The sequence below is a fragment of the Sinomonas sp. P47F7 genome, from assembly GCF_049332655.1.
Taxonomy (GTDB): Bacteria; Actinomycetota; Actinomycetes; order Actinomycetales; family Micrococcaceae; genus Sinomonas.
Genome location: NZ_CP186327.1, coordinates 3,362,394 through 3,383,389, shown reverse-complemented (window position 1 = coordinate 3,383,389; position 20,996 = coordinate 3,362,394). Strand labels below are relative to the sequence as shown.

General features: G+C 67.3%; 29 protein-coding genes and 1 pseudogene. 27 read left to right on the top strand and 3 right to left on the bottom strand.

Annotated features, from left to right (window positions below; genetic code table 11):
• Positions 1 to 245: 245 nt before the first annotated feature.
• The 25 genes from rpsJ to ACOKR1_RS15760 all read left to right on the top strand — a co-directional run bounded on the left by rpsJ (position 246) and on the right by ACOKR1_RS15760 (position 15,996).
• Entirely contained in the window at positions 246 to 554 is a 309-nt protein-coding gene (rpsJ, locus tag ACOKR1_RS15880; protein WP_043119398.1) for a 30S ribosomal protein S10, read from the top strand.
• Positions 555 to 575: 21 nt separating this feature from the next.
• Positions 576 to 1,226 carry a 50S ribosomal protein L3 gene (rplC, locus tag ACOKR1_RS15875; protein WP_415854831.1) on the top strand — a complete coding sequence of 217 codons (651 nt, stop codon included), beginning with the start codon at positions 576 to 578 and terminating at the stop codon, positions 1,224 to 1,226.
• 4 nt (positions 1,227 to 1,230) lie between these two features.
• Positions 1,231 to 1,854 carry a 50S ribosomal protein L4 gene (rplD, locus tag ACOKR1_RS15870; RefSeq protein WP_415854830.1) on the top strand — a complete coding sequence of 208 codons (624 nt, stop codon included), beginning with the start codon at positions 1,231 to 1,233 and terminating at the stop codon, positions 1,852 to 1,854.
• Positions 1,851 to 2,159: a 50S ribosomal protein L23 gene (gene rplW, locus ACOKR1_RS15865; RefSeq protein ID WP_415854829.1), complete on the top strand. Its 309-nt coding sequence runs from the start codon at positions 1,851 to 1,853 to the stop codon at positions 2,157 to 2,159. The genes rplD and rplW overlap by 4 nt, the downstream gene beginning before the upstream one ends.
• Before the next feature lie 30 nt (positions 2,160 to 2,189).
• The gene (rplB, locus tag ACOKR1_RS15860; RefSeq protein ID WP_422933909.1) at positions 2,190 to 3,029 is read left to right on the top strand and encodes a 50S ribosomal protein L2; all 840 of its coding nucleotides are present in this window, start codon (positions 2,190 to 2,192) and stop codon (positions 3,027 to 3,029) included.
• 12 nt (positions 3,030 to 3,041) lie between these two features.
• On the top strand, positions 3,042 to 3,323 hold the full coding sequence (gene rpsS, locus ACOKR1_RS15855; protein ID WP_422933908.1) for a 30S ribosomal protein S19: 282 nt from the start codon (positions 3,042 to 3,044) through the stop codon (positions 3,321 to 3,323).
• 57 nt (positions 3,324 to 3,380) lie between these two features.
• Entirely contained in the window at positions 3,381 to 3,746 is a 366-nt protein-coding gene (rplV, locus tag ACOKR1_RS15850) for a 50S ribosomal protein L22 (RefSeq protein WP_422933907.1), read from the top strand.
• Positions 3,747 to 4,595 (top strand): 30S ribosomal protein S3, encoded by an 849-nt coding sequence (gene rpsC, locus ACOKR1_RS15845; RefSeq protein WP_422933906.1) that lies wholly within the window; start codon positions 3,747 to 3,749, stop codon positions 4,593 to 4,595. It abuts the gene before it with no gap.
• A complete protein-coding gene (gene rplP / locus ACOKR1_RS15840) occupies positions 4,596 to 5,012 on the top strand; it encodes a 50S ribosomal protein L16 (RefSeq protein WP_415854826.1) in 417 nt (138 codons plus the stop codon).
• Between the two features lie 2 nt (positions 5,013 to 5,014).
• Positions 5,015 to 5,341 (top strand): 50S ribosomal protein L29, encoded by a 327-nt coding sequence (rpmC, locus tag ACOKR1_RS15835; RefSeq protein ID WP_415854825.1) that lies wholly within the window; start codon positions 5,015 to 5,017, stop codon positions 5,339 to 5,341.
• Complete coding sequence (rpsQ, locus tag ACOKR1_RS15830; RefSeq protein ID WP_422933905.1) at positions 5,338 to 5,628, top strand: 30S ribosomal protein S17; 291 nt, start codon at positions 5,338 to 5,340, stop codon at positions 5,626 to 5,628. Before rpmC ends, rpsQ begins: the two co-directional genes overlap by 4 nt.
• Positions 5,629 to 6,039: 411 nt before the next feature.
• A complete protein-coding gene (rplN, locus tag ACOKR1_RS15825) occupies positions 6,040 to 6,408 on the top strand; it encodes a 50S ribosomal protein L14 (protein ID WP_043119386.1) in 369 nt (122 codons plus the stop codon).
• A 3-nt stretch (positions 6,409 to 6,411) separates the two neighbouring features.
• A complete protein-coding gene (rplX, locus tag ACOKR1_RS15820; RefSeq protein WP_422933904.1) occupies positions 6,412 to 6,774 on the top strand; it encodes a 50S ribosomal protein L24 in 363 nt (120 codons plus the stop codon).
• Positions 6,774 to 7,352 (top strand): 50S ribosomal protein L5, encoded by a 579-nt coding sequence (rplE, locus tag ACOKR1_RS15815; RefSeq protein WP_415854822.1) that lies wholly within the window; start codon positions 6,774 to 6,776, stop codon positions 7,350 to 7,352. The genes rplX and rplE overlap by 1 nt, the downstream gene beginning before the upstream one ends.
• Before the next feature lie 87 nt (positions 7,353 to 7,439).
• Positions 7,440 to 7,838, top strand: coding sequence for a 30S ribosomal protein S8 (gene rpsH, locus ACOKR1_RS15810; protein WP_422933903.1), 399 nt, complete (start codon positions 7,440 to 7,442; stop codon positions 7,836 to 7,838).
• Positions 7,839 to 7,857: 19 nt separating this feature from the next.
• A complete protein-coding gene (rplF, locus tag ACOKR1_RS15805; RefSeq protein ID WP_422933902.1) occupies positions 7,858 to 8,394 on the top strand; it encodes a 50S ribosomal protein L6 in 537 nt (178 codons plus the stop codon).
• Positions 8,395 to 8,396: 2 nt separating this feature from the next.
• On the top strand, positions 8,397 to 8,780 hold the full coding sequence (gene rplR, locus ACOKR1_RS15800) for a 50S ribosomal protein L18 (protein WP_422933901.1): 384 nt from the start codon (positions 8,397 to 8,399) through the stop codon (positions 8,778 to 8,780).
• 38 nt (positions 8,781 to 8,818) lie between these two features.
• The gene (gene rpsE / locus ACOKR1_RS15795; protein WP_323277773.1) at positions 8,819 to 9,469 is read left to right on the top strand and encodes a 30S ribosomal protein S5; all 651 of its coding nucleotides are present in this window, start codon (positions 8,819 to 8,821) and stop codon (positions 9,467 to 9,469) included.
• Positions 9,470 to 9,472: 3 nt separating this feature from the next.
• Positions 9,473 to 9,679 carry a 50S ribosomal protein L30 gene (gene rpmD, locus ACOKR1_RS15790; RefSeq protein ID WP_415854818.1) on the top strand — a complete coding sequence of 69 codons (207 nt, stop codon included), beginning with the start codon at positions 9,473 to 9,475 and terminating at the stop codon, positions 9,677 to 9,679.
• Positions 9,679 to 10,149, top strand: coding sequence for a 50S ribosomal protein L15 (gene rplO, locus ACOKR1_RS15785; protein ID WP_415854817.1), 471 nt, complete (start codon positions 9,679 to 9,681; stop codon positions 10,147 to 10,149). Before rpmD ends, rplO begins: the two co-directional genes overlap by 1 nt.
• A gap of 337 nt (positions 10,150 to 10,486) precedes the next feature.
• A complete protein-coding gene (gene secY / locus ACOKR1_RS15780) occupies positions 10,487 to 11,809 on the top strand; it encodes a preprotein translocase subunit SecY (RefSeq protein ID WP_422933900.1) in 1,323 nt (440 codons plus the stop codon).
• Entirely contained in the window at positions 11,806 to 12,390 is a 585-nt protein-coding gene (locus ACOKR1_RS15775) for an adenylate kinase (RefSeq protein ID WP_415854815.1), read from the top strand. Before secY ends, ACOKR1_RS15775 begins: the two co-directional genes overlap by 4 nt.
• A 101-nt stretch (positions 12,391 to 12,491) precedes the next feature.
• Positions 12,492 to 13,319: a type I methionyl aminopeptidase gene (gene map, locus ACOKR1_RS15770; RefSeq protein ID WP_422933899.1), complete on the top strand. Its 828-nt coding sequence runs from the start codon at positions 12,492 to 12,494 to the stop codon at positions 13,317 to 13,319.
• Between the two features lie 16 nt (positions 13,320 to 13,335).
• Positions 13,336 to 15,012, top strand: coding sequence for a hypothetical protein (locus tag ACOKR1_RS15765; RefSeq protein ID WP_422933898.1), 1,677 nt, complete (start codon positions 13,336 to 13,338; stop codon positions 15,010 to 15,012).
• Between the two features lie 60 nt (positions 15,013 to 15,072).
• Positions 15,073 to 15,996, top strand: coding sequence for an NADP-dependent oxidoreductase (locus ACOKR1_RS15760; RefSeq protein ID WP_422936668.1), 924 nt, complete (start codon positions 15,073 to 15,075; stop codon positions 15,994 to 15,996).
• 88 nt (positions 15,997 to 16,084) lie between these two features.
• Here ACOKR1_RS15760 and ACOKR1_RS15755 read toward each other — a convergent pair whose 3' ends face one another.
• The 3 genes from ACOKR1_RS15755 to ACOKR1_RS15745 are packed head-to-tail and all read right to left on the bottom strand — an operon-like array spanning position 16,085 to position 19,312.
• Positions 16,085 to 17,431, bottom strand: coding sequence for an ABC transporter substrate-binding protein (locus ACOKR1_RS15755; protein WP_415856749.1), 1,347 nt, complete (start codon positions 17,429 to 17,431; stop codon positions 16,085 to 16,087).
• 37 nt (positions 17,432 to 17,468) lie between these two features.
• On the bottom strand, positions 17,469 to 18,368 hold the full coding sequence (locus tag ACOKR1_RS15750; protein WP_422933897.1) for a carbohydrate ABC transporter permease: 900 nt from the start codon (positions 18,366 to 18,368) through the stop codon (positions 17,469 to 17,471).
• Positions 18,365 to 19,312, bottom strand: a complete 948-nt coding sequence (locus tag ACOKR1_RS15745) for a carbohydrate ABC transporter permease (protein ID WP_422933896.1) — start codon at positions 19,310 to 19,312, stop codon at positions 18,365 to 18,367. Before ACOKR1_RS15745 ends, ACOKR1_RS15750 begins: the two co-directional genes overlap by 4 nt.
• Positions 19,313 to 19,531: 219 nt before the next feature.
• On the opposite strand from ACOKR1_RS15745, the gene ACOKR1_RS15740 reads away from it, so the two are divergent.
• Complete coding sequence (locus tag ACOKR1_RS15740; RefSeq protein ID WP_422933895.1) at positions 19,532 to 20,542, top strand: P1 family peptidase; 1,011 nt, start codon at positions 19,532 to 19,534, stop codon at positions 20,540 to 20,542.
• 169 nt (positions 20,543 to 20,711) lie between these two features.
• A pseudogene (locus tag ACOKR1_RS15735) lies at positions 20,712 to 20,849 on the top strand (type IV toxin-antitoxin system AbiEi family antitoxin domain-containing protein); the annotation flags it as partial.
• Between the last annotated feature and the right edge of the window lie 147 nt (positions 20,850 to 20,996).

The following is a 20,996-nucleotide window of genomic DNA, read 5'->3' as shown; positions in this document are numbered from 1 at the left end:
ATGCCGGGTGCAGGGTCCAGGCTGGGGCCCAAATATGACCCACCTCCGCATTGAGCTACGGATACGTGCGCGCGAAACTCGCGACACGCCCGACCGCGGGGGTCGGATGGTCGGCTGGTTGAGGAACCCGGAAATTCCGGATTCAGCCCGTGCGGCCTGTGGTGGTCACGACCTTGAATGCCTCGGCAGCCACGGATAGCTGAAACAGAACAGTGCAGCACTGACATGAAAGCGAGTCGGACGATATGGCGGGACAGAAGATCCGCATCCGGCTGAAGTCGTATGACCACGAGGTCATCGATACTTCGGCCCGGAAGATCGTTGAGACGGTCACGCGCGCAGGCGCAACGGTGGTCGGCCCCGTGCCGCTGCCCACGGAGAAGAACGTGTACTGCGTTATCCGCTCTCCGCACAAGTACAAGGACAGCCGTGAGCACTTCGAGATGCGCACGCACAAGCGGCTGATCGACATCATCGATCCCACCCCGAAGGCCGTCGACTCGCTCATGCGTCTCGATCTGCCTGCGGACGTCAACATCGAGATCAAGCTCTAGTAGGGAGGTGCTGAGAGAACTATGACCGCAACCCGCAATGTCAAGGGCCTGCTGGGCACGAAGCTCGGCATGACCCAGGTCTGGGACGAGAACAACAACGTCATCCCCGTCACGGTCGTCAAGGCCGACACGAACGTTGTCACCCAGCTCCGCAACGCCGAGAACGATGGCTACACGGCGGTTCAGATCGGCTACGGCCAGATCGACCCCCGCAAGGTCACGAAGCCGCTCGCCGGCCACTTCGAGAAGGCCGGCGTGACGCCGCGCCGCCACCTCGTCGAGGTCCGCACCGCCGATGCCGACACGTACGCGCTCGGTCAGGAGCTGTCCGTTGAGCTGTTCGCCGCCGGTCAGAAGATCGACGTCGTCGGCACGACCAAGGGCAAGGGCTTCGCCGGTGTCATGAAGCGTCACGGCTTCGCCGGTGTCTCCGCCTCGCACGGTGCCCACAAGAACCACCGCAAGCCCGGTTCGATCGGTGCTTGCGCCACCCCGGGCCGCGTCTTCAAGGGTCTGCGCATGGCTGGCCGCATGGGCAACGAGCGTCAGACGACGCTCAACCTCACGGTCCACGCCATCGACACCGAGAACTCGCTGCTCCTCATCAAGGGTGCCCTTCCCGGCGCCCGCGGCTCGGTCGTCCTGGTCCGTTCCGCTGTGAAGGGAGCCTGAACTCATGGCTAACGCAACTGTGAAGGTCGATCTCCCCGCCGAGATCTTCGACGTCCAGACCAACGTTCCCCTGCTTCACCAGGTCGTCGTCGCCCAGCTGGCCGCTGCACGCCAGGGCACGCACAAGGTGAAGAACCGCGGCGAGGTCTCCGGCGCCGGCCGCAAGCCGTTCAAGCAGAAGGGCACCGGCCGCGCCCGCCAGGGTTCGGTGCGCGCCCCGCACATGACCGGCGGTGGCGTTGTCCACGGCCCGACGCCGCGTGACTACTCGCAGCGGACCCCCAAGAAGATGAAGGCCGCCGCGCTCCGCGGTGCCCTCTCGGATCGAGCCCGCAACGGCCGCATCCACGTCGTGGAGTCCCTCGCCGCGGGTGAGAAGCCGAACACCAAGGGTGCCATCGAGATTCTCAAGTCCATCACTGACCGCAAGAACATCCTTGTCGTTCTCGAGCGTGCCGAGGAGAACGCGGTCCTTTCGGTCCGCAACCTCACCGAGGTCCACGCACTGTACGCCGACCAGCTCAACACCTACGACGTGCTGGTCTCCGACGACGTGGTGTTCACCAAGGCGGCCTTCGACGCGTTCGTCGCCGATCGGGCGCCCAAGAACGAGGAGACCTCCAAGTGACTGCATCGAGCTACAAGGACCCGCGCGACGTGATTCTCGCGCCGGTCGTCTCCGAGAAGAGCTACGGCCTGATCGACGAGGGGCAGTACACGTTCCTCGTGGACCCGCGCTCCAGCAAGTCGGAGATCAAGAACGCGGTCGAGCAGATCTTCTCGGTGAAGGTCGATTCGATCAACACGCTCAACCGTCCGGGCAAGCGCAAGCGGACCAAGTTCGGCTGGGGCCAGCGCAAGAGCACCAAGCGTGCCATCGTCACCCTCAAGGGTGGCAGCACGATCGACATCTTCGGCGGTCCGCTCGCCTGAGCGGAGACCACTTTAACGAGGAACAGGTAAATGGGAATCCGTAACTACAAGCCGACTACCCCGGGCCGCCGCGGCTCGAGCGTGGCCGACTTCGCAGAAATCACGCGTTCGACGCCGGAGAAGTCCCTTGTTCGTCCGCTCGCCAAGAAGGGCGGCCGCAACAACACGGGTCGAATCACCACGCGCCACAAGGGCGGTGGGCACAAGCGCCAGTACCGTCTGATCGACTTCCGTCGCCACGACAAGGACGGCGTCAACGCCCGCGTCGCGGAGATCGAGTACGACCCGAACCGTACGGCTCGCATCGCGCTCCTGCACTACGTGGACGGCACGAAGCGCTACATCATCGCGCCGAACAAGCTGGCCCAGGGCGACTTCGTCGAGTCCGGTCCGGACGCCGACATCAAGCCCGGCAACAACCTGCCGCTCCGCAACATCCCGGTCGGTACGGTCATCCACGCCGTCGAGCTCCGCCCGGGTGGCGGTGCCAAGCTCGCCCGCTCCGCGGGTGCCTCGGTGCAGCTCGTCGCCAAGGAAGGCAAGTTCGCGCAGCTGCGCCTGCCCTCCGGCGAGGTCCGCAACGTCGACGCGCGCTGCCGCGCGACCGTCGGCGAGGTCGGCAACGCCGAGCAGTCGAACATCAACTGGGGCAAGGCCGGCCGTCTGCGCTGGAAGGGCGTCCGCCCGACCGTCCGTGGTGTCGCCATGAACCCGGTCGACCACCCGCACGGTGGTGGTGAGGGCAAGACCTCCGGTGGTCGCCACCCGGTCAACCCGAACGGCAAGCCCGAGGGCCGCACCCGCCGCCCGAACAAGGCGAGCGACAAGCTCATTGTCCGCCGTCGTCGTACTGGCAAGAACAAGCGATAGGAGCCTGGACACATGCCACGCAGCCTGAAGAAGGGTCCTTTCGTTGACCAGCACCTCTTCGTGAAGGTCGCCCGGGAAAACGATAAGGGCACCAAGAACGTCATCAAGACCTGGTCCCGCCGCTCGATGATCGTCCCCGACATGCTCGGGCACACGATCGCCGTGCACGACGGCCGGAAGCACGTCCCGGTCTTCATCACCGAGTCGATGGTCGGGCACAAGCTCGGCGAATTCGCCCCGACGCGGACTTTCCGCGGCCACGTGAAGGACGACAAGAAGGGCAAGCGCCGCTGACCCTGCCTCACGGCAGAGTGAAGCAGTGCTTGGACTTCGAGAAAGAGAAGGAAAGCAATGGAAGCCAAGGCAATTGCGCGGCACATCCGCGTAACGCCGATGAAGGCCCGGCGCGTCGTCAACCTTGTTCGTGGCAAGCAGGCGAATGAGGCTCTGGCGATCCTGAAGTTCGCCCAGCAGGCGGCTTCGGAGCCGGTCTACAAGGTGCTTGCGTCCGCGATGGCCAACGCCCGCGTCCTGGCCGACCGCGATGGTCTCGCGTTCGACGAGAGCGACCTCTACATCAGCGAGGCGTTCGTCGACGAGGGTCCGACCATGAAGCGGTTCCAGCCGCGTGCCCAGGGCCGCGCTTACCGCATCAAGAAGCGCACCAGCCACATCACTGTGGTCGTGGCGACCCCGGAGAACGAGGAGGCCCGCTAAATGGGACAGAAGGTCAACCCGCACGGGTTCCGACTCGGCATCACCACCGACCACGTCTCGCACTGGTTTGCCGACAGCAGCAAGCCCGGTCAGCGCTACAAGGACTTCGTCCGCGAGGACGTTCAGATCCGCAAGCTCATGACCACGGGCATGGAGCGCGCCGGCATCGCCCGCGTCGAGATCGAGCGCACCCGCGACCGCGTCCGCGTGGACATCCACACGGCGCGTCCGGGCATCGTGATCGGCCGCCGCGGCGCCGAAGCCGACCGCATCCGCGGCGAACTCGAGAAGCTCACCGGCAAGCAGGTCCAGCTGAACATCCTCGAGGTCAAGAACCCCGAGATCGAGGCTCAGCTCGTGGCCCAGGGCATCGCGGAGCAGCTCTCGAGCCGCGTCGCGTTCCGCCGTGCCATGAAGAAGGCCATGCAGTCGGCGCAGCGCGCCGGCGCCAAGGGCATCCGTGTCGCGTGCTCGGGCCGCCTCGGCGGTGCTGAGATGTCGCGCTCGGAGTTCTACCGCGAGGGCCGCGTGCCCCTGCACACGCTCCGCGCGAACATCGACTATGGCTTCTACGAGGCCAAGACCACGTTCGGCCGCATCGGCGTGAAGGTCTGGATCTACAAGGGCGACGTGACGTCCAAGGAGCTCGCGGCTCAGGCCGCTGCCGCTCCGTCGTCGCGCGGCCCGCGTGGTGACCGTGGTGACCGTGGCGATCGTCCGGGCCGCCCCGGTGGCGAGCGCCGTCGTCGTCCGTCTGGCGACCGCCAGCCGCAGGCCGCCTCCGCTGAGGCCGCCGAGGCTCCGGCCGCTGAGGCTGCCGCTCCGGCAGCGGAAGGAGGAGAGGCTTAAATGCTTATTCCCCGTCGTGTGAAGCACCGCAAGCAGCACCACCCGGGCCGCTCGGGCGCTGCGACTGGCGGCACGAAGGTCAGCTTCGGCGAGTACGGCATCCAGGCCCTCTCCCCGGCGTATGTGACCAACCGCCAGATCGAGGCGGCTCGTATCGCCATGACCCGCTACATCAAGCGTGGCGGCAAGGTCTGGATCAACATCTACCCGGACCGCCCCCTCACCAAGAAGCCGGCCGAAACCCGAATGGGTTCCGGTAAGGGTTCGCCCGAGTGGTGGGTCGCGAACGTCAAGCCGGGCCGAGTTCTCTTCGAACTCGCCGGTGTGTCTGATGAGGTGGCGCGCGAGGCGCTGCGCCTCGCCATGCACAAGCTCCCGTTGAAGGCGCGCATCGTGCGTCGCGAAGGTGGTGAATGAGAATGGCAGTCGGTTCGAAGGACCTGACCGCTGAGAAGCTCGACCAGCTGGACAGCGAGCACCTCTTCGAGGAGCTCAAGAAGGCGAAGGCAGAGCTGTTCAACCTGCGCTTCCAGTCCGCTACTGGTCAGCTCGAGAGCCACGGCCGTCTCGGCGCCGTGAAGAAGGACATCGCTCGCATCTACACGGTCCTCCGTGAGCGCGAGCTCGGCATTCGCGTCGAGCCCGTGTCCGTCGTCTCGGAGACGAAGACCGCGAAGAAGTCCAAGAAGCCCGCCAAGGCTGAGGCTGTCGAGGCCGAGGCTGCGACCGAGGAGGCCGCCAAGTGAGCGAGCAGGAGAACAAGGTGACGGAGAACGTCGAGGAGCGCGGCCACCGCAAGACGGCCCGCGGCTACGTCGTGTCCGACAAGATGGAGAAGACCATCGTCGTCGAGGTCGAGGACCGCGTGAAGCACTCGCTCTACGGCAAGGTCATCCGCCGCACGAGCAAGCGCAAGGCCCACGATGAGAACAACGTTGCCGGCATCGGCGACCTCGTGCTCATCGCGGAGACCCGCCCGCTGTCCGCGACCAAGCGGTGGCGCCTCGTGGAGGTCCTCGAGAAGGCCAAGTAGGCCTCTTCGGGTTCGTCCCACAGGGTTCACGAGCGGCCCGTCCCTTGTCGAAGGGGCGGGCCGCTCGCTTTGTCTCGGGTACGGCTACCGGGTCAAAAGTGTTCGTCTATTCGTGCTACGATATTGAGCTTGTACGGCTGCGTTCGGCGCGCCCACTGAAGTCCTCGTGGCTTCGGTGCGTTCGCCGGGGTCCAGCCGCGCAAACCTCGTGAACAATCGTGCCACCGCATAATGCCCTTCTGCGCGCCCGCGCGCGGGCTAGCTGGGAAGGGGTCAATTGCCTCTGGCACGGCGGTTCAGGCCCGTTCTGGCCACATCCAGGCGGGTCGTGAGACACCCCGACAATCCGTTCCGCGAGGCTCGGCGCAGCATCACCGCGATCTGAGAACCGGCGAGACGTAAGGAGTAATAGTGATTCAGCAGGAGTCGCGGCTCAAGGTCGCCGACAACACGGGTGCGAAGGAAATCCTGACCATCCGCGTTCTCGGTGGATCCGGCCGCCGCTACGCAGGTATCGGTGACGTCATCGTCGCCACCGTCAAGGACGCGATCCCTGGCGGCAACGTCAAGAAGGGCGACGTGGTCAAGGCCGTCGTCGTCCGCACGAAGAAGGAGCGCCGCCGCGCGGACGGCTCCTACATCAAGTTCGATGAGAACGCGGCAGTCATCCTCAAGAACGACGGCGACCCCCGTGGCACGCGCATCTTCGGCCCCGTGGGCCGCGAGCTGCGCGACAAGAAGTTCATGAAGATCGTCTCGCTGGCTCCGGAGGTGCTCTGACTCATGGGCGCAAAGATCAAGAAGGGCGACCTGGTCCAGGTCATCACCGGCACCAAGCAGGACAAGGGTGGCGACAAGGGCAAGCAGGGCAAGGTCCTGAAGGTGTTCCCCGCGACGAGCCGCGTGCTCGTCGAGGGCATCAACCGCGTTACCAAGCACACCAAGGTCGGCCAGTCGCAGCGCGGCTCCAAGACCGGCGGCATCGAGCAGGTCGAGGCCCCGATCCACGTTTCCAATGTGGCTCTCGTTGACCCCGAGACCAAGAAGCCCACGAAGGTCGGCTTCCGCGTCGAGACCGTGGAGCGGGACGGCCGTCAGAAGACGGTTCGCGTCCGTTACTCCAAGGCCACTGGGAAGGACATCTGATGACTGAGACTGTCGAGACTCCGGTCAAGATCGTGCCCCGTCTCAAGGCGAAGTACGCGGAGACCATCAAGGCCTCGCTCCTTGACGAGTTCAAGTACGGCAACGTCAACCAGGTCCCGCGCCTGGTCAAGGTCGTTGTCAACATGGGCGTCGGCGACGCCGCGAAGGACTCGAAGCTCATCGAGGGCGCTGTGCGCGACCTGACCCTCATCACGGGTCAGAAGCCGCAGGTCACCAAGGCCCGCAAGTCGATCGCCCAGTTCAAGCTCCGCGAAGGTATGCCGATTGGCGCCTTCACGACGCTTCGCGGCGACCGCATGTGGGAGTTCGTGGACCGCCTCGTGACCCTCGCGCTTCCGCGTATCCGCGACTTCCGCGGCCTCAGCGGCAAGCAGTTCGACGGTAACGGCAACTACACGTTCGGCCTCACCGAGCAGGTGATGTTCCACGAGATCGATCAGGACAAGATCGATCGCCTCCGTGGCATGGACATCACGGTCGTCACGACCGCCAAGACCGACGACGAGGGCCGTGCGCTGCTGAAGGCGCTGGGCTTCCCGTTCAAGACCGAAGACTGAATCACTACGTGACAGGTCCGCACCGCGCCGCAAGGCGCGCGGCTCACTGCCGGGCGGAAACCGTCGCGAGGAAGGGCACGAGCCCACATGACTATGACTGATCCCGTCGCAGACATGCTTACTCGTCTGCGCAACGCCAACTCGGCTTACCACGACGAGGTTGCCATGCCGTCGTCGAAGCTCAAGGTCCGGGTTGCCGACATTCTCAAGGCCGAGGGCTTCATCGCCGGCTGGCAGGAAGAGGACGCCGAGGTCGGCAAGAAGCTGACCCTCACGCTCAAGTTCGGTCCGAACCGCGAGCGTTCGATCGCCGGCGTCCGCCGCATCTCGAAGCCGGGTCTCCGCGTGTACGCGAAGTCCACGAACCTCCCGCACGTTCTGGGCGGCCTCGGCATCGCCATCCTGTCCACCTCTTCTGGGCTCCTGACTGACCGTCAGGCCGCCAAGAAGGGCGTGGGCGGCGAAGTCCTCGCGTACGTCTGGTAAGGGAAGGAAGAAAGAAGATATGTCCCGCATTGGACGTCTCCCCATCACCGTCCCCGCCGGCGTCGAGGTCAAGATCGACGGCGCCCTGGTGACCGTCAAGGGCGGCAAGGGCGAGCTTTCGCACGCCGTGGCCAGCCCCATCGAGGTCAGCCTCGAGGACACCACGCTCTCGGTGACGCGCCCGAACGACGAGCGCGTCGCGCGTTCGCTGCACGGCCTCACCCGCACCCTCATCGCCAACATGATCGAGGGCGTGACGAAGGGCTACGAGAAGAAGCTCGAGATCGTCGGCACCGGTTACCGCGTGCAGGCCAAGGGCTCGGACCTCGAGTTCGCGCTCGGCTTCTCCCACCCGGTGACCGTCGCTGCCCCCGAGGGCATCGCGTTCAGCGTCGAGGGCCCCACGAAGTTCACTGTGTCCGGCATCGACAAGCAGCGCGTCGGCGAGGTTGCAGCCAACATTCGCAAGCTGCGCAAGCCCGACCCCTACAAGGGCAAGGGCATCCGTTACGCCGGCGAGGTTGTCCGCCGCAAGGTCGGGAAGGCTGGTAAGTAACCATGGGTCTGAGCATCAACAAGAAGCGTCCGGCCAAGTCGCGCACGGCTTCCCGTTCGCGCCGCCACATCCGTCTCCGCAAGCGCGTCGTCGGCTCTGCCGAGCGTCCGCGTCTCGTGGTCACGCGTTCCTCGCGCCACGTATTCGTCCAGGTCGTCGACGATGTCAAGGGCATCACGGTCGCGTCTGCTTCGACGCTCGAGGATGACCTTCGTGCGTTCGAGGGCGACAAGACCGCCAAGGCCAAGCGCGTGGGCGAGCTCATCGCCGAGCGTGCGAAGGCTGCCGGCGTCGAGGCCGTCGTGTTCGACCGCGGTGGCAACAAGTACCACGGCCGCGTTGCTGCGATTGCAGACGGCGCTCGGGAAGGCGGGCTGGCACTGTGACCGTCGAGAACAACGAGAAGGACAATGTGTCTGAGAATGTGACCGAGGGCGCCGCTGAGGCTGCCGCCCCCGCCAACGAGGACCGCCGCGGCGGCCGTCGGGGCGAGGGCCGCGGTCGCGGCGACCGTGGTGGCCGTGGTGGCCGCGACGGTGGCCGCGACGCCGAGAAGAGCCAGTTCGTTGAGCGCGTCGTGACCATCAACCGCGTCGCCAAGGTCGTCAAGGGCGGCCGCCGCTTCAGCTTCACGGCTCTCGTGGTGGTCGGCGACGGCAATGGCACCGTGGGCGTCGGCTACGGCAAGGCCAAGGAAGTTCCCGCTGCCATCGCGAAGGGCGTCGAAGAGGCCAAGAAGTCCTTCTTCCGCGTCCCGCGCATCGGCACGACCGTTCCGCACCGTGTTCAGGGTGAGGCCGCCGCAGGCGTCGTCATGCTGCGCCCGGCTGCCCCGGGTACCGGCGTGATCGCCGGCGGTCCCGTGCGCGCCGTGCTCGAGTGCGCCGGTATCCACGACGTGCTGTCGAAGTCCCTTGGCTCCTCGAACGCCATCAACATCGTCCACGCGACGATCGAGGCGCTCAAGGGCCTTGAGGAGCCGCAGGCAGTGGCCGCCCGCCGTGGCCTGCCTCTCGACGAGATCGCACCGGCTGCAATGGTGCGCAACATCGAGAACCAGAAGGCAGGTGCATGAGTCATGGGGAAGAACCTGGCTCCCTCCGACGCAACGTTGGAGATCACCCAGATCAAGGGCGTCATCGGCGCCAAGCAGAACCAGCGCGAGACCCTGCGTTCCCTCGGCCTCAAGCGCATCGGCCACACGGTCGTCCGCAAGGCCGACGCTGTGACCGTGGGCATGATCAACACGGTTCCGCACCTCGTGAAGGTTGAGGAGGCGAAGTAATGGCTGAGAACGAAACTGAGAAGAAGAGCACCGCTCTTAAGGTCCACCACCTGCGTCCCGCCGCTGGCGCCAAGACCGCGAAGACCCGTGTGGGTCGCGGTGAGGGCTCCAAGGGCAAGACCGCCGGTCGCGGCACCAAGGGCACGAAGGCTCGCTACCAGGTGCGTGCGGGCTTCGCGGGTGGGCAGCTTCCGCTGCACATGCGCCTGCCGAAGCTTCGCGGCTTCAAGAACCCGTTCCGGGTTGAGTACTCGGTGGTCAACCTCGAGCGGCTCGTCGAGCTGTTCCCCGAGGGCGGCACCGTGGGCGTCGACGAGCTCATCGCGAAGGGTGCGGTTCGCAAGAACCAGCCCGTCAAGGTGCTCGGCAACGGGGACATCGACGTGAAGTTCGACGTCACCGCCCACGCCTTCTCGGCGTCCGCTGCCGAGAAGATCGCCGCCGCCGGCGGCTCCACGACCGTCCTCTGACGGAAGCGGAGCGCCTCCACGCTGTGAATCGAAGGCCCCTGCCGCCGTCGTGAGTTTTTGCTTACGACGGCGGTGGGGGCCTCTCGCGTTAAGCCTCGCCAGGGTTGCGGGGCCTCTGGCGGCAGGTTGCGGGGTCTCTGGCCCGTGGGACGGGACCCCGCAACCCGTGGGACGGGACCCCGCAACCCGTGGGACGGGACCCCGCAACCCGCGCGCAACGGCCGGGATTATCTGCTCTGCCGCGCCTGCCGCTAGACTCGGTAGCTGTACCTTGCTCGCGCCGCACCCTGTGCGCGGGCCATCAACCTTACGTTCCTCGTGATCGGGGAGGAGAAGCGTGCTTTCTGCCATCGGCCGGGCTTTCCGAACGCCGGACCTGCGGCGCAAGCTGCTGTTCACGCTGGGCATCATCGCCATCTACCGCCTGGGTGCCTTCATCCCCGCCCCGGGCGTCAACTACAGCAACGTCAAGACGTGCCTCTCGCCCATCGTCACGGGCCAGGATCAGCAGCAGGGCATCTACCAGCTCATGAACCTGTTCAGCGGCGGCGCCCTCTTGCAGGTGTCCGTGTTCGCGCTCGGGATCATGCCCTACATCACGGCGAGCATCATCGTCCAGCTGCTGCGCGTGGTGATCCCTCGCTTCCAGGAGCTGTACGACGAGGGCCAGTCGGGCCAGACGAAGCTCACGCAGTACACGCGATATCTGACGATCGCGCTCGGTCTGCTGAACGCGACCACGCTCGTCTCGCTCGTGCGCTCGGGGCAGCTGTTCCCGAACTGCCACCTGCAGATCATCCCGGACCCGAGCATCATCGCGACGATCCTCGTGATCATCACGCTCACCGCCGGCACCGGCCTCATCATGTGGATGGGCGAGCTTGTGACGGAGAAGGGCATCGGCAACGGCATGTCGCTGCTCATCTTCACGTCGATCGCGGCGAACTTCCCGGCCTCGCTCGGAGCGATCTGGACCTCGAAGGGCCCCGGAACGTTCCTCATCGTCCTGGCGATCGGCCTCGTGACGATGGCGCTCGTGGTCTTCGTCGAGCAGTCCCAGCGGCGCATCCCAGTCCAGTACGCGAAGCGCATGATCGGCCGGCGGACCGTGGGCGGCACCACGACGTACATCCCGATCAAGGTCAACATGGCCGGCGTCATCCCGGTCATCTTCGCCTCGTCGATGCTGTACCTGCCGGCACTCATCGCGCAGTTCAACACCCCCAAGGACGGCTCGAACATCGCGCCGTGGGTCGAGTGGATCAACAACAACCTGACCAAGGGCGACCACCCGGTCTACATGGTGGCCTACTTCCTGCTGATTCTCTTCTTCACATACTTCTATGTGGCGATCACCTTCAACCCTGAAGAGGTCGCCGACAACATGAAGAAGTACGGCGGCTTCATCCCGGGCATCCGGGCCGGCAAGCCGACTGCGGACTATCTGCAGTACGTACTTTCGCGCATCACCCTGCCGGGCGCGCTGTACCTCGGCATCGTGGCTCTCATCCCGCTCATCGCGCTCGTGCTGGTCCAGGCCAACACGAACTTCCCGTTCGGCGGTACGTCGATCCTCATCATGGTCGGTGTGGGCCTCGAGACGGTCAAGCAGATCGATGCGCAGCTCCAACAGCGGCACTACGAAGGACTACTGCGATGACGAGAATGTTGCTCATTGGCCCGCCCGGATCGGGCAAGGGAACTCAGGCGGAACGAATCTCGGATCGACTCGGCATCGTGGCCATCTCGACCGGGGACATCTTCCGGTACAACGTCAAGGAGCAGACTCCGCTCGGCGTCGAGGCGAAGAAGTACATGGACGCGGGCGACTTCGTCCCGGACAGCGTCACGAACAGCATGGTTCGCGACCGCCTCGCCCAGGACGACGCGCGCGAGGGGTTCCTCCTCGATGGCTACCCGCGCACCGTCGCGCAGGTGGAGTACCTCGATGAGATCTTGAGCGAGAGCGGCCTCGGCCTCGACGTGGTCCTGCAGCTCACGGCCGACGACGAGGAGTTGGTCAAGCGCCTCCTCGGCAGGGCCAAGGAGACGGGCCGTAGCGACGACAACGAGACTGTGATCCGCCACCGGCTCGAGCTCTACCACACGCAGACCGAGGCCGTCGTGTCGCGGTACGAGGAGCGCGGGATTCTGACTCGGGTGGACGGGATCGGGCTCATCGACGAGGTCACCGAACGCGTCCTCGACGCGATCAAGAACGGTGCCCGGGACCTAGCCTGAGGCCCCGCCAAAAACTACAGTGCTGACCGGACGACGGCGCCCCTCGCCTTGGGCTTTTGTGCGAGAGGGCGCCGTCGGACTGTGAGGGGGAGAGGAGTCCCGTGATCGGGCAGAGGAAGATCGAGTACAAGAACAACGGGCAGCTCCGGATCATGGCAGAGGCGGGCCTGCTGCTGAGCCGCGCGCTCGACGCCGCGGTGGCGGCCGTCGCGCCGGGCGTCACGACCGACGAGCTCGACGCAGCGTTCGCCGAGGTGGTCGATGCGGCTGGCGCGCAGTACAACTTCTTGGGCTACTACGGCTACCCCAAGCACATTTGCGTCTCGGTCAACGAGGAGGTCGTGCACGGGATCCCCGGTCCCCGCACGCTCCGCGACGGCGACATCCTGTCCATCGACGGCGGGTGCGTGGTCCGCGGCTGGAACGCCGACTCGGCGCGCACGGTCATCGTGGGAGAGGGCGATCCGGCCGACGTGCGGCTCTCCGAGGTGACGCGACGGGCCATGTGGAGCGGCATCGCGGCCTTCGCGCGTGGCACCCACGTGGGGGACATCGGCGACGCGATCGACGATTTCGTGAGCGAACAGGACGGCGCGCCGCTCGGCATTCTCGAGGACTATGTGGGCCACGGCATCGGCTCCGAGATGCACATGGCCCCCGACGTGCTGAACTACCGCACGGGCCATCGCGGCGCCAAGATCAAGCCAGGCCTGGCCCTCGCGATCGAGCCCATGCTCGTTCGCGGCTCGATCGACACGCGAGTGCTCGACGACGAATGGACGGTCGTGACGACCGACGGCTCGCGCTCGTGCCAATGGGAGCATTCGGTGGCCCGCCACTCGAACGGCATCTGGGTCCTCACGGCGGAGGACGGCGGCGCGTCCGAGCTCGAGCCGCTCGGCGTGGCGCCGGTGCCGATCCCGGCCTGACGCCGATGCTGAGGCCATGAGGGCGAGGGGGAGCGCGGTACAGGGCCAAGCCGCCCTCGCGCGCGCCCTCCCGGCATGGGCCCTCGAGCTGTTCGGCTGGACCGCCGCGCTTCTCCTCGCGCTGCTCGCGGTCGCGCACCTCGACGCGACCGATCGGTCGTGGATGCTCTACTACGACCCGGAGACGGTGCTGCCGGCCCTCGTGCGGGGCTCGGTACTCGCCGGGCAGCCCCAGGACTGGGCGCTCTCCGCCGTGCTGTTCATCCCCGAGATGGCGCTGTACTTCGGCCTCGCGGCCCTCGGACTCGGCGTCAAGGGCACGTTCGCACTCAATGGCGTGGCCGACTTCCTCTTGCTCTACGCGACGCTCCGCCTGGTAAGCGGGGCCGTCCGGCCCGCTCGGCCGCACGGGCGGCGCGTAGCAGGGGCCCTCGTGGCCTTCGCGGCAGCGATCGGGCTGAGCCTCCTCGACGACACGGCCGGCTGGGACACATTCGAGATCGTCTCGCTCCTGGCCACGGCGACGTTCTACAGCATGACCGTGCTTGCGGCCATCGCGACGACGGGACTTGTGGCCCGGAGCCTCAAGGGCCAAGCGGCCGGAACCCAAGCAGCCGGGCCACAGGCGGCCGGGCGCTGGCTCGCGGCGGTGCTCCTCGCGGTGAGCGCCGTCTCGACCCTCACGAATCCGCTCTACCTCGCGTGGGAGGTCGCCCCTCTCCTGGTCGTCTTCGCCGTCCTCGGCTGGCGGCGCGTGGTCGGATGGGTTCCGCTCGCTCGGGTGACGGCCGTCCTCGCGGCGGGCGCCGCCGTCGGGCTCGTGGGCCGGATTCCGTTCGCCGCGCTCATCACCAAGGACGGGCCCGCGTACGCCAAGCCGGGCCAAGCGCTCGGTACCGCCATCTACTACGTCGAGAAGCTCGCCGACAGGACGTCGACTCTTCCCGGGGCGCTCTCGCTGACCCCTGTTGTGGCGCTCGTGATCGTGTGCGTGCTCGTGTTCCGGCGCGCCGTCTCGCGCCATGACGCGTCGGGCGCCGTTCTCGCGGGCGTCGGCTGGGTGGCCCCGGTCGGGGTGCTCGTCGGGGCGGTGGCGCTCGGCACGGTCGGCACGCGCTACGTGCAGCCCCTCTTCTTCGCCCCGCTGTGCCTCCTGGTGCTCGCGCCCGAGCTCCTCAGCACGGGCTCGGCCCGCTCCCTGCGTGAGAGGTTGCCGGGCTGGGGCCGGCGCCGGGAGTGGAGGCTCTCGGCCCGCGGGCAGCGTGCGCTGCTCGCGTCGTCGGCGGCAGCGTGCCTCGCCGCGTCCGCCGTCGTCGCCGCGCAGCTCACGAGCTCGGCGGGGACCGCCAACGCGGACGTCCGCTGCGTCGACGCATGGGTCTCGGCAAGCCATCGCACGGGTGCGGGACGCTACTGGACCATCCGGGGCCCCAAGGCCTACCTCGGCGAGCCGAGCAGCCTCATCCAGGTCGACGACCACTTCAACGCCTACCCGTGGCTGACCGACCGCGCCGACTACGGGCGCGCCGCGGTGTCCTTCGTGCTGAGCGACGATCACTACCCGGCGCCCGCGCTCCCGGCGGCCGCGGCGGGCGCGCCGCACCGCACCGTCTCGTGCGGCCGCTACACGATCACGGACTACGGCCAGGACGTGCTGGCGATCGGCCCCGCCCACGCCAACGCCACCCCGTGACGTGCGCCTCGAACCCGGCTCATGGGGAATGCCTACCGGCCCCCGCACGTTCGGCAGTTCGTGAAGGCACTGACGTATGACCATTTCGGAGACGCAGACGTACTGACCATCAAAGAGGTCGCGGACCCGCATCCGGGCTCGGACTCGGTGCTCGTCCGGGTCCACGCGGCGAGCCTCAATCCCGTGGACTACAAGGTCCGGCAGGGCTATCTCAAGGGCCTCATCGACACCGTGTTCCCCGTGATCCCGGGCTGGGACGTTGCGGGCACGGTCGTGAAGACGGGCCTCGATACGCCTGAGTTCGAGGTGGGCGACGAGATCCTCGCCTACGCGCGCAAGGACGTGATCCACGGCGGGACGCTCGCCGAGCTCGTCGAGGTCCCCGTGCGGACTGCCACGCGCAAGCCCGCCGGCCTCAGCTTCGAGGAGGCCGCGGCGCTTCCCCTCGCCGGTCTCACCGCGCTCCAGACCCTTCGGCGGGCGGGCGTGAGCGCCGGCGCGACGGTGCTCATCCACGCGGCTGCCGGGGGCGTGGGCTCGTTCGCGACGCAGCTCGCCGCCGCGACGGGCGCCCGCGTGGTCGGCACCGCCTCGCCGCGCAACCATGACTTCGTGCGCTCGCTCGGCGGGGAGCCGGTTCCGTACGGCGAGGGACTCGTCGACGCGGCGCGCGCGCTCGCGCCCGGGGGCTTCGACGTGATCCTCGACTTCGTGGGCGGGTCCACGCTCGAGACGGTTCCGCAGCTCCTCCGCGCGGGCGGGGTCGTTGCCTCTGTCGCCGACCGCAAGGCCCGCGACGTCTACGGCGGCCAGTACGTGTGGGTCCGCCCCAACCCCAGCGACCTCGCGGAGCTCGCCGAGCTCGCGGCTTCGGGTCGCCTCAAGGTCGAGCTCGCGGGCGTCGTCGATCTCGACGACGCGGCCCGCGCCTACCGCGAGCTTGAGGGCGGGCACGTGCGCGGAAAGCTCGTGGTGCGCCTCTAGCGCACGCGTGTTAAGACCGACGACGGCGCCGCCCACCACAAGGTGAGCGGCGCCGTCGTTCGTGGTGCCCGGAAAAGCGGGGTGGGCGTCAGGCCTTGAGCTTCGGCTTGACGTCCTTCTCGTAGATGCCCTGGAGCGTCTTCTTGAGATCGGTGAGCGTGGCCTTGACGTCCGCCTGCTGGGTGACGATCTTGGCGACGGACTTGCCCATCTCCTGGTCGGCGCCCGGGAGGAACGCGCGCGCGTTGTCCTGGACCTTCGTGGCGGAGAGCTGGTCGATCGCGGTTTGGATCTGCGGCGTCTTCGCGAGCACGGTGGTCATGTCGGCGTCCTTGCGGACCGGCATGTAGCCGGTCGCGCCCGAGAACAGCGCGGCGTTCTCCGGCGAACCCACGAACTTGATGAACATGGCCGCCGCGAGCTGCTGCTCCTTCGGGATGCCGGCGGAGATGCCGAGGCCCGCGCCGCCGGTCGGGCAGACGGGCTTCTCCGACTTGGGGCCGCCCGGGAGGAAGCCGACGCCCACGTTGAACTTCGCGTTCTTGAGCACGTCGACGAGCGAGCCCGTCGAGGAGATCGTGGTCGAGGCGATGCCCGCGGCGAAGTCGACGCTCTGGTCCTTCGAGGAGACGCCCGCCCACTTGTCCGTGTAGACCGAGTCCTGGATCCACTTGATCGCGGCGACGGCGTCGTCCGAGTCGCACGTGATGTCCCAGTCCTTGGACCAGCCGGTGCCCCAGCCCCACAGGTTGTTCTGCATGGTCCAGCCCGCGTACCCGGCGAGCGGGCCGTACATGAAGGCGTACTGCGCGCTGCCCTGGCCCTTGAGCTTCGGGGCCCACTCAGCGAACTCGGCCCACGTCTTGGGCGCACGGTCGGGGAGACCTGCGGCCTTGAAGTGGTCCTTGTTGTAGTAGAACAGCGGGGTGGAGCGCGCGAACGGCATGGCCCACTGCTTGCCCGAGTACTGGTAGTCGGCCACGAGCGAGTCGCGGTACTGGCTCACCTTGACGTCGAGCTGCTTGAGCAGCGAGTCGAGCGGGATGATCGACTCGTTGATGAAGTACCGGAACCACCACACGTCGGAGAGCACCACGATCGCCGGGAGGCCCGACTTTGCCGCCTGGGCGGCCTGGTACTTCTGCGCGATGTCCTCGTACGACGAGCCCGCGGTGACGAGGTTGACCTTGATGCCCGGGTTGGCGGCCTGGAAGGCCTCGATCATCTTCTTCTCGACCTCCTCGGACTTGCCGGGGTGGTTCGACCAGAAGTCGATGGAAGCCGCCGGCTTGACGTCCTTGAAGTCGACGTCGGCCGCAGCGGTGGTTGCGGCAGTGCCGGAAGTGTCCGGGCCGCCGCACGCAGCGAGGGTGAGGGCGCCCGCTCCCACCCCGGTCAGGGCGAGGAAGTTTCGGCGGTCGATCTGGAATGCCATGGTCGGCCTTTCTTGGTGGATTGGGTGAGACGGAAGGCTAGTTGGCGGTGCTGCCCTGGGTGAGGCCGGCCACGATGTACCGCTGGAGCATCGCGAAGACGACGAGGACCGGGATGATCACGAGGACGGCGCCCGCCATGAGGATGGGCCAGTTGGCGCCGCCACCCTCGGAGTTCTGCAAGAGCGTCAGGCCCACGGGGAGCGTCATGAGCTCGGGCCGGTCGGTGATGATGAGGGGCCAGATGTAGTCGTTCCACTCGCTCACGATCGTCACGAGGGCGACGGTCGCGATGGACGGTCCGGAGATGGGCACCACGATCTGCCAGAGGCGCTTCCAGTGGCCCGCGCCATCGATCTCAGCGGCCTCGAGGATCGAGCCGGGAAGCGTCATGAAGTGCTGGCGCAACAGGAACGTCCCGAACGCCGTTCCGAGCCCGGGCAGGATGATCCCCCACAGCGTGTTCTTCCCGCCCATGCCCGCGATGAGCACGTAGTTCGGCAAGATCGAGACCTGCGACGGCACCATGAGGGCCACGAGGATGAGGATGAAGAGGACGTTCTTGAACGGGAACCGGACGAACACGAGAGCGTAGGCCGTCATGATCGCGAGCGAGACCTTGATCAGCGCGCCAACGACCGTGACGATCGTCGAGTTCAGGAAGAAGCGCCCGAAGGGGACTGCGGTCATCGCCGTCCCGTAGCTGTCGAGGTTGAGCGACTTCGGGAGGAGCTTGATGTCCGTCGTGATGATCTCAGGCGCCGTCTTGAACGAGCTCAGGACCATCCACAGGAGGGGGAGCGCAACGATGAGCGTCGCGACGAGCAGCGGGATATACCCGGCGGTGATCGTCGCGACGAGGTTCTTCGACGAGAACGCGCGCGGGCGGATCGGTTCGCCAGCGTGGGCGGTGACTTCGACGGGTGCGGGGGCGCTCATGCGTAGTGCACCTTCTTCTCGACGAAACGGATCTGGACCACGGTGACGATCAGCAGGATCGCGAACAGGACCACCGAGATGGCCGCGGAGTATCCGGCCCGGTTGTACGCGCCGAACGCCTCGAGGTACGCGTCGTAGATGAGCGTGCTCGTGCCGTCCCCGAGTGGGGTCATGATGCGGATGATGTCGAACGCCTGGAGGCTCGACAGGATCGTGGTGATGAGCAGGAAGAACGTCGTGGGTGAGAGCAGGGGGAGCGAGATGCTCCAGAACCTGCGTGCGGTCCCGGCCCCGTCGAGGGCCGCGGCCTCCATGATGTCGTTCGGGAGCGACTGGAGGCCCGCGAGGTACACGACCGCGCAGTAGCCGAGGTTCTTCCAGACGTAGACGATGATGACCATCGTGAGCGCGAGCTGTGGATTGTTGAACCACTCGGGGCTCTTGATCCCGATGCCACGGAGCGTCCATGCGATCGCGCCGTACCCGGGATCGAAGATGAACATCCAGACGAGTCCCACGCCGACGCCGGAGAGCACGTAGGGCGCGAAGACCGCGGCCCGCGCGAACGTCGTGCCGCGCAGCTTCGAGTTGAGCACGATCGCCACGACGAGGCCGAGCGCCATGGACAGGCCGACGGTGAAGATCGTGAAGATCGCCGTCGTGCCGAGCACGCGGGGTGCGTCGTCGCTCGTGAAGAATGCCACGTAGTTGTCGAGGCCAATGTTCTTCGCGCGCGGCGCCCCGAGCGTCCAGTCGAGCAGCGAGTACTGGATGTTCGTGATCAGCGGGCGATACGTGAAGACCGCGATGAGGATCAGGTTTGGCAGCGCCATCGCGAGGAAGATGAAGAAATCGCGACGGTTTCGGGCGCTCCAGCGCGGGCGCCGCGGCGCGGGCGCCGGTGGGGTGACCGTCGTGGGACGGTCGAGGTCAAGGTGAGTCATGGTGCTGATGGCTCCTTCCGCCGGGCCCCCCCCGAGCCCGGTACTTCTGGGCACCGCGCAGTGATGCCGCGACGGTGGCTGATCCAGTGGAGCATGAATTGACTCTTCGGTAACCCCGGATTCGCGGTCTCTCGCAAGAGTTCTCCGAGCGGTAGCCAAGAGTTAACTCTGTGTTCCGGGCTTGGATGACAAGCGTGAGATGTGGGGCACAATGGCCCCATGGGATCCCTCCTCGATGTCCCGGGTCTTCGCGTCGGCCACGCGCAGCGCACGGGCGACGGCTGGCTCACCGGCGTCACCGCGATCCTCGCCCCGCCCGACTCGGCAGGCGGCGTCGACGTCCGCGGCGGAGGCCCCGGCACGAGCGAGACCGACGCGCTCGACCCCTCGACGCTCGCCCAGAACGTGGACGGCGTGGCCCTGTGCGGCGGCAGCGCGTACGGCCTGGCGGCCGCGGCCGGCGTCCAGCAGTTCTTGGAGTCCGAAGGCCAGGGCTTCGCGGTCATGGGTGGGGTCGTGCCGATCGTTCCGGGTGCAGTGATCTTCGACCTCGGGCGTGGCGGCGACTTCTCGAAGCGCCCCGACACGGCGATGGGCTACGAGGCGGCGGCCGCCGCCGTCGGCGCGCGGGAGGCGGACGACGGCGCGCTCCGCGGCTGCGTGGGCGCCGGCACCGGCGCGGTGCTCGCCCGTGGGAGGTACAAGGGTGGAGTCGGGATGGCGTCCATCGCGATCCCGGGCGGCCCCGTGCCCGGCCCGCCCGGCGCGCCCGAGGTGACCCTGCCCGAGGGGCTCGTGGTGGGCGCGCTCGCCGTCGTCAATGCGGCCGGTGCGCCCGTGTTCCCCGGAATGCCCGCCGTGGGCGGTGAGGGGCTCTTTGGGGACGCTCCTTCCGGAGGCAACACGACGCTCGCCGTGGTCGCCACGAATGCCGCGCTCACCCCGGCGGAGTGCAAACGGACGGCGACCGCCGCCCACGCGGGGCTCGCGCGGGCGCTCAACCCGAGCCACACGCTCGTGGACGGCGACACGGTCTTCGCGCTCTCGACGCGGGCGGTCGAGCTGGAGCGGAGCCCGGACTTCGCGCGCACCGTCGGGCTCGTGACCGTTCAGACCGCGGCCGCCGAGGCCGTCCGTCTCGCGATCCTCGACGCCGTGCGGTCCGCGACCGCCGTCACGACGCCCGCGGGGACCTGGGAACCGTACCCCGCCCCGGCCGAGGTCCAGTAGCCGCCGGAGTTTCACCACTTTCTGGTGAGCCGCCACGGGGTGTCCCCGCGTCGCGTCGGTGATTCGCGCCGTCGTCTGCTTGAAAACCGGTGAGACTCCCGGGGCGATGTTATCCACATAGAGCGGGACGAGCCGCCGGAGCGCAGCCGTCCCGCGGCACGATGGCGGGATGGATGCCCTGTTGCAGTTCCTCCATCGGCGAGGCGGCGTCGCGCGCACGCGTGAACTCCTCGCAGCGGGCGTCCGCGAGCGGGACCTGGCGAGGGCAGTCAACGCCGGGATGCTCAATCGACCGCGCGCCGGCATCTACGCCCTCCCCGGAGCAGATCCGGTGCTAGTCCGTTGCGCGGCCACCAATTCTCGGCTGACGTGTCTCTCGGCTGCGGAGCACTATGGCCTCTGGACGCTACGGAAGCCGGACAAGGTGCACGTGCTGAGGCCCGATGGCACGTTC